This window comes from Leptothrix ochracea L12 (genome assembly GCF_000262525.1).
In genome coordinates, this window is sequence record NZ_JH660670.1 from 36,010 (window position 1) to 42,968 (window position 6,959).

A 6,959-nucleotide genomic window follows, 5' to 3' on the forward strand; every position below is an offset into this window, starting at 1 on the left:
AGATCTGTTCAAAGTCCAATGTAAAGCTACAGTAAAGGTTCATGGGGTCTTTCCGTCTTTCCGCGGGGAGATTGCATCATCACAAACATTTCAACTTCGCTGAGTCTCTGGAGGAGACAGTGTGGCCATCATTACGCCATTCGTGCAGGTCGGAACTTACCCGACAAGGAATTTCGCTACCTTAGGACCGTTATAGTTACGGCCGCCGTTTACTGGGACTTCAGTCAAGAGCTTGCACCCCATCATTTAATCTTCCAGCACCAGGCAAGGCTTGTTCGATTTCGCGATAGAGCCGGGGCAACTGGGTCAGAAAGGTCGCGGGGTAGTAGCTCAGCGCGTTTTCAATCTCATCCGAAACAGTGAGCTTGGTGTAGCGCAGCATGCGGGTTTGCCATAGCTGTGTGATCCGCGCGCGCAAGAATTCTTCGTTATCCCGTCGATCTGAGGTTGAAGTCAGCGTGTCGCGCCGGCCAATCAACTCCGCCACGGCACGTTCGGCATCCAAAATGCTTTTACGTTGGACCTCAGTGGGGTGTGCCGTCAGGACGGGCGAGATGTAGGCGTGGTCCAACGCATGAACGATCTGATCGGCGTGGATATTGGCTTGGGCCAAGCGCTCGAAACTCATGGTCAGCGAGCCTTCGTGCAGATGGCCTTGTTCCTCGTGGTGTTCTCGCCGACGCACGTGGTGACGGTCTTCGGCGATGTTGGCCAAATGCGAGAAATAGCTGAAGGCGCGAATCACACTGACGGTTTGGTCGCCGGTCAGATTTTTCAACAGGCGATCCAAAGCCTTGCCGGCGCTGGAGTCGCGCTTGAGTCGGTAAGCGACCGAGAGTTGGCGCACGCGCTCAATCAGCTCGAAAGCGGCTTGGCCTTCCTGTTCCCGGATCACGTCACCCAGCAAACGACCCAAGAGTCGAATATCTTCGACCAGGGGGCGATTTTTTTCGGCGGCACTGGCTTGCATGGCAGCTGTGTCGAGCAAGGTTTCTGGGGGTGTCGATAGCGTGCTTTTGGCGCGTGGCATTGAAACCTCAAACAGGAAAAGTTGGTAACTTTGTTTCTGATCACATCCTACCATCCGCGTGTGCGTTGATCGTGGTGTGACATGCGGGACAATAGCGTCATGAGTACGCACACCCTTTCTTGCACCATTGCTACCCGTGAAAGTCGTCTGGCCCTGTGGCAAGCCGAGCACGTCCGTGACCTGTTGGCCGCTCGGTTCGGCTGGTCAGTTGATTTGTTGGGCATGACAACCCGTGGCGATCAAATCCTTGACCGAGCCTTGTCCAAGGTCGGCGGTAAGGGACTGTTCGTCAAAGAATTGGAGGTTGCTCTTGAAGAGGGGCGGGCCCATTTGGCGGTGCACTCGCTCAAAGACGTTCCGATGGAAATGCCTGAAGGCTTCGTTTTGGTGACGGTGCTGGACCGGGAAGATCCCCGCGATGCCTTTGTCTCGAATCATTTCGCGTGCTTGGCTGATTTGCCGCAGGGGGCTCGTGTTGGAACATCCAGCCTGCGGCGGGTGGTGCAGCTCAAAGCGCGTCGGCCCGATCTGGATGTGCAACCTTTGCGTGGTAACTTGGATACGCGTCTGCGCAAGCTTGATGAAGGGCAGTACGACGCCATTATCTTGGCCGCAGCCGGTTTGAAACGGCTTGGATTGGCGCACCGCATTCGCAGCTGCCTCGAACTTGATGAGATGTTGCCGGCGGCTGGGCAAGGGGCTTTGGGCTTGGAAATTCGTCAAGATGCGGTCGAGATCTCCGCCGCCATGCAAACCCTGACCCATCAGCCGACTTGGTTGGCGGTGCACGCCGAGCGTGCCGTTTCGCGTGCATTGGGGGGCAGTTGCAGCATGCCTTTGGCGGCTCACGCGCGCTGGAACGGTGCGGTGTTGCAACTGGATGCGCTTCTCGGCCATCCGGGGGATGCCACAGTTCCGTTGGTCAGTGCGATGGCTCAAGCCGAGGTGACAACCACCGAGCAAGCTGAAGCGCTGGGTCTGGCGGTGGTGGCCCAATTGCGCAGCCAAGGTGGCGATGCGCTGTTGGCGGCTTTGCCGTCGGCGACGGCTCAAGACTGAGTTCTCTCCATGCCGCCAGTGGGTCGCTTCGTGACTTTGGTGGTGACCCGGCCCCAGCCGCAGGCTGATGCGTGGGTCGCGCGTTTGCACGCTTTGCAGCAGCCAGCGATGGCACTGCCGCTGCTTCGCATTGAGGGGGCTCCTGCACACACGCACCTTGCTGCTGAAGCTTGGCGAACGTTGGCTGCGCATCGGTTGGTGATGTTTGTCAGCCCCAATGCAGTGGCGCAGTTTTTTCAGAGTCGGCCAGCTGGGGCGTCTTGGCCTGAGCTGACCTTGGCGGGTGCGACAGGCCTAGGAACGGTGGCAGCGTTGCAAGCCCATGGGGTTCCTCAAGCTCGGATCGTCGCGCCATCACCCCAGTCGCCTCAATTTGATGCTGAGGCTTTGTGGACTCAAGTGTTGGTGAGCCTGCACTGGTCTGGGCAGCGGGTGTTGATTGTGCGAGGCGAAGCCGGTCGCGACTGGCTCACGGAGACCCTTCAACAGCATGGGGCGGATGTTCAAGCGCTGTGTGCTTACCAGCGACTGGGACCTGTGTGGGACGCTGCTGCGACCGGACTTGTCACGCAGTTGGCGGCAGATCCTGGTAGCCATGCATGGCTTTTCAGTAGTTCAGAAGCCATTCACCATCTGATGCAGCATGTGCATGCCGCTTCCCATGCTCGGGATGAACTTGCGGGGGTGCGAGCCGCCACGGTGGTTGCCACGCATGAACGGATTGCCCAAACTGCGCTTCAACATGGATTTAGCTCAGTTCGTTTGTCCATCCCAGATCCTGCTCAGATCATTCACGCTTTACATGCAGATCGTGATACACCCTCTGATCGATACAATCGCGCATCTGCGGTCGTACCTTCCCCGCCCATTGCTCCGTGAACGAAACGTCTTCCCCTCGTCGTGACTCGGTGCTGGCCGAGACCCCTTCGCTTGATCGCCCTGCGTTCGAGCCGACTCGCCCTGCCATTGGTGAGCCTTCTTCGCATTCACCTGATCGGTTGCCTTCGGCACCTTCAAATGCACCTTCTCCCTTGGATGGTCGATTCCCGATGCCGTCGGGTGCGGGCATTTCTGCGGCCGCTCAAAGTGCCGCGGCACAGGTTTTAACCGCTGGTCGGTCACCTGTCTGGGCTGTGGCGGTGTTGGGTGTGGGATTGCTTGTGAGTGGTGCTGCGCTGTGGAGTGTTTGGTCGCTGAAGGAACAGTTTTCGACACTGGAACAAGAACTTGTTCGGCGGCAGCAAACCAGTGCCGATCAAGCTGGTGAGGCGCGCGTACTGGCTCGTCAAGCGCAAGATCAGACACGGGATGCAGCCGCTAAGGTGTCGTTGCTTGAAAACCGGCTGGCTGAAGTTGCCTTGCAGCGCACGCAAGTTGAAGAGTTGATGCAATCGCTGGCTCGTTCGCGGGATGAAAACCTATTGACAGATGTGGATGCCGGATTGCGGGTGGCCTTGCAGCAGACGGCCATCACGGGCAGCGCCGAGCCTTTGGTGGCAGCACTGCGTACTGCTGATGAGCGGCTTACACGCGTGAATCAACCCCGTTTAGAGCGGGTCCGTCGGGCCATCGCTGGCGATTTGGATCGCATCCGTAGCGCGGGCGTTGCCGATCTGGGTGCGCTGCTGATTCGATTGGATGAAGTGGTGCGGTTGATCGATGAATTGCCCATGCTCAATCAGTTGGATGCGCGGCCTCAAGCAATGGGGCCCTCGACAAACGTTGCTGCGACTGTGCCGGCTGCTTCAACGGGCGGCGGCAGTCCTTTGGGTTGGGGGCAGTTGTTCTCTGAGGGTCAGTCTTTGGTCCATCAGGTTTGGAACGACATGAAGGGGCTGATTCGGGTCACTCGAATCGATCGCCCTGAGGCCATGCTGATTGCGCCGGACCAGGCGTATTTCCTGCGAGAAAACCTGAAATTGAAGGTGATGAATGCAAGGTTGGCGCTCTTGTCCCATCAATCCGATGTGGCTCGTGCTGACTTGATGCAAGTGACTCAAACCTTGGGACGCTACTTTGATCTTGGATCGCGGCGCACCCAAGTGGTGTTGGAGTCCCTCAAGCAGGTGACTACCCAAAGCCAGCAAGTGGGCGTGCCCAAGCCAGAAGCCACCCTTGCGGCCATCGCGGCAGCAACGGCGGGTCATTGAAAGCCAATGAAGGGGCGGCTGTGCGAGGCATTGTCTGGCTATTGTTGTTGTTTGTTCTGGCGGCTGTCTCGGCGGAGACGTTTGGCCTCAACGATGGATTGGTGTCGATTTACTGGGCGCCCTATCGGATTGAGCTGGGCCTGAACTTTGCCATCGTGTTGTTGTTGGCGGTCCTTTTGGTCGGGTTTGCGGTGATTCGAGCTTCGACAACATTGATCGATTTGCCGCGACGTGCACAAGCTTGGCGCAGTTCACGTCGCGAGTTGGCTGCACAGGCGGCATTCCGGGAGTCATTGGCCTATTTCTTTGCCGCCCGATACACGCGTGCGTACCGTTCCGCCCGTCGAGCGATGAGCTTGCATGAGTCCACCCCTGAGTTGTCTTCGGATATGGAGTCTCTAGCTTTGATGCAGCTATTGGCGGCGCACAGTTTGCATCGATTGCAAGATCGTTCGCGCCGTGATGCGGCGATTGAGCGTGTTCGATCGCTGGTGGCAAATCGGTCTGAAAGCACAACGATTGCCGAAGGGGCACATCTTCTGGCCATTGAGTGGGCCTTGGATGATCGTGATGCCTCACGGGCGATGCAAGAGCTAGCTGTACTTTCCCCGGGTGTCGGCCGGCGCACGCAGGCCTTGCGCTTGCGCTTGCAGGCTGCGCGCTTGGCACGAGAGCCGAAGGAGGCGCTGCATACGGCGCGATTGTTGGCCAAGCACCAAGGGTTCGCTCCATTGGCGGCGCAGGGCCTATTGCGTTCGCTGGCGTTGGAAACCATCGATGCGGGACGTGATTTTGATCAAGTGCAGCGGATTTGGAACGACCTCGAACCATCCGATCGACGTGATCCGATGGTGGCCGCGCGAGCCGTTGAGCGTGCTGCAGAGTTTGGAAATACTGCGGAGGCCCGACTTTGGCTCAGGCCACATTGGGAGCAATGCTCAAGTTATGGTGAGCTTGAGCGTTCGGCATTGGCTCAAGCGTTGGTTTTGGTGCTTGATGGGCTGCCTGCGGATTGGTTGGGCCTCTTAGAAGCTGCTGTGGAGTCATGCCCACAAGATCCGATGGTGGCTTATGCGGCTGGAGCGGCCTTGATCGAGCGGCAGCTGTGGGGACGGGCGCGTCGATTGTTGGAATTTACGGCCGGCTCGACCAAGGCGGATGCTGCTACACGGATGAAAGCATGGCGTGCTCTTGGTCATTTGGCTGAGCGAGAGGGTGATTCGGCGCGAGCTCAAAATTGTTTTGACGAAGTCATAAAAATTTCTTGATCTTTGAGAAACTCATGCTATAGTCGTGCACTTCAGCGGCTGTAGCTCAGTTGGATAGAGTACTTGGCTACGAACCAAGGGGTCGTGGGTTCGAATCCTGCCAGCCGCACCAAATAAAAAGCCAGCACTATAAATAGTGCTGGCTTTTTTCATGGTTTTTGAGTGTTGTGGCTCTAGGCAATTTTGTGATTCGTTTCTTATTGTTACGTTTGCTCCACCGAAATGGGGATGTCTCCATTGGGGGTGTTTTTGTAAAGTGGCTCCCGTTGCTGTCACACGGAACGACTCTTGATAATTTTGCTTCTGGTTGGGTGGGTGTCTTACGCGGATCATTTATAAAAAGCCTGCGAAGCCCTAGCTTGATTTGAAGTGGCGAGCTATTTTCGTCTTTGACCACCTGCGATGAGCAGGTGGTTTTTTTATGCGTGAATCGGGCCAAGAATGCTGGATTTATGATCTGATCGTCGTCTGTGAGTTGTCTTTAGGTGGGTGTCATGAGCAGCGTGGATATGCGAGGTCGGGGTGATCTTCTGGAGGGGGAGTTGGCGGCCTTGGAGGATGGATTAATGGCGCTGCCTCCTTATCTTGAGCCGTTGGATATCGTTTCTTTGGATGGATTCTTATGTGGCGTTTTGTTGTCGCCGCATCCGGTGATTCCTGCTCAATGGTTGCCGGCAGTCTTTGATTGGAATTTTGGTGAGTCCGGTGTAGAGGTGTTTGATGATGGGCATCCTGATTGGGGGAGATCGCGGGCCCCTATTCTTGCTGCGTTGGTCCTGAGGCGGTATGCCGCGATTGATGTTGCCCTATCCGGTGAGGGGTGGTTTAGTCCTATCGTTGCGGTACCTGTGGATGCTCGTGGGGTGCCTGTGTCGCGTGGCAAGCCTGCCATTCAGGAGGCTTTGGGTAGTTGGGTGCTTGGGTTTGAGCATGCGCAGGATTTGTTCCCGGGTTTGGGTGATCTGCGTGCGCCCGGCTTGCCTGATTTGATGGCTTGCTTGTTGCGGCATTTGCCGGAACAGACGGAGGAGGAGTTGGCGTGCACCAAAGCTTTGGATCAGGAGCATCCCTTGGTGACTTTGGATGAGGCTATCGAGGATTTGGTTGAAACAGTGGTTGCGATCGCTCAACTAAGTCGGGGTGCTCGAAAGACTGTTGAATACCCACACCCTTGACAGGGATTACGCTTACAGGCGCACTCTCGTTTCTCTGCTGATCACTGACTGATTAGCGACTCGCAAAACAGCGAGAAGTTCTTTAAAATTTGCAGCCGATAAGTGTGGGCATCGAGAGGCGAGTACCTCGAATTATGCAACGTAAGTTGCGCAAAGATGCTCACGGAAGTGAAATTCACTTCAATTCCGTTGAGTTGAGTTTTTACAGAGATTAAACTGAAGAGTTTGATCCTGGCTCAGATTGAACGCTGGCGGCATGCCTTACACATGCAAGTCG

5 protein-coding genes, 1 tRNA gene, 1 pseudogene and 1 other annotated feature are annotated in these 6,959 nt (G+C 56.4%); of the genes and pseudogenes, 6 read left to right on the forward strand and 1 reads right to left on the reverse strand.

The features are described from left to right. Window positions 1-136 precede the first annotated feature (136 nt). Window positions 137-269: a sequence feature (23S ribosomal RNA rRNA prediction is too short), on the reverse strand. Further along, window positions 260-1,030 (reverse strand): annotated as a pseudogene (locus LEPOCDRAFT_RS00475) (phosphoenolpyruvate carboxylase); the annotation flags it as partial. Its footprint overlaps the feature before it by 10 nt. Before the next feature lie 99 nt (window positions 1,031-1,129). On the opposite strand from LEPOCDRAFT_RS00475, the gene hemC reads away from it, so the two are divergent. The 6 genes from hemC (at window position 1,130) to LEPOCDRAFT_RS00505 (ending at window position 6,682) form a co-directional block, all read left to right on the forward strand. Beyond that, window positions 1,130-2,089, forward strand: coding sequence for a hydroxymethylbilane synthase (gene hemC, locus LEPOCDRAFT_RS00480; RefSeq protein WP_043909566.1), 960 nt, complete (start codon window positions 1,130-1,132; stop codon window positions 2,087-2,089). A gap of 9 nt (window positions 2,090-2,098) precedes the next feature. Next, complete coding sequence (locus LEPOCDRAFT_RS00485; protein WP_009453207.1) at window positions 2,099-2,968, forward strand: uroporphyrinogen-III synthase; 870 nt, start codon at window positions 2,099-2,101, stop codon at window positions 2,966-2,968. A gap of 152 nt (window positions 2,969-3,120) precedes the next feature. Continuing rightward, the gene (locus LEPOCDRAFT_RS00490; protein WP_245526360.1) at window positions 3,121-4,239 is read left to right on the forward strand and encodes a uroporphyrinogen-III C-methyltransferase; all 1,119 of its coding nucleotides are present in this window, start codon (window positions 3,121-3,123) and stop codon (window positions 4,237-4,239) included. Next, on the forward strand, window positions 4,236-5,507 hold the full coding sequence (locus LEPOCDRAFT_RS00495; protein WP_009453209.1) for a heme biosynthesis HemY N-terminal domain-containing protein: 1,272 nt from the start codon (window positions 4,236-4,238) through the stop codon (window positions 5,505-5,507). The genes LEPOCDRAFT_RS00490 and LEPOCDRAFT_RS00495 overlap by 4 nt, the downstream gene beginning before the upstream one ends. Before the next feature lie 35 nt (window positions 5,508-5,542). Continuing rightward, window positions 5,543-5,619: transfer RNA gene (locus LEPOCDRAFT_RS00500), tRNA-Arg, on the forward strand. 382 nt (window positions 5,620-6,001) lie between these two features. Next, a complete protein-coding gene (locus tag LEPOCDRAFT_RS00505; protein ID WP_009453210.1) occupies window positions 6,002-6,682 on the forward strand; it encodes a YecA/YgfB family protein in 681 nt (226 codons plus the stop codon). Window positions 6,683-6,959: the final 277 nt, after the last annotated feature.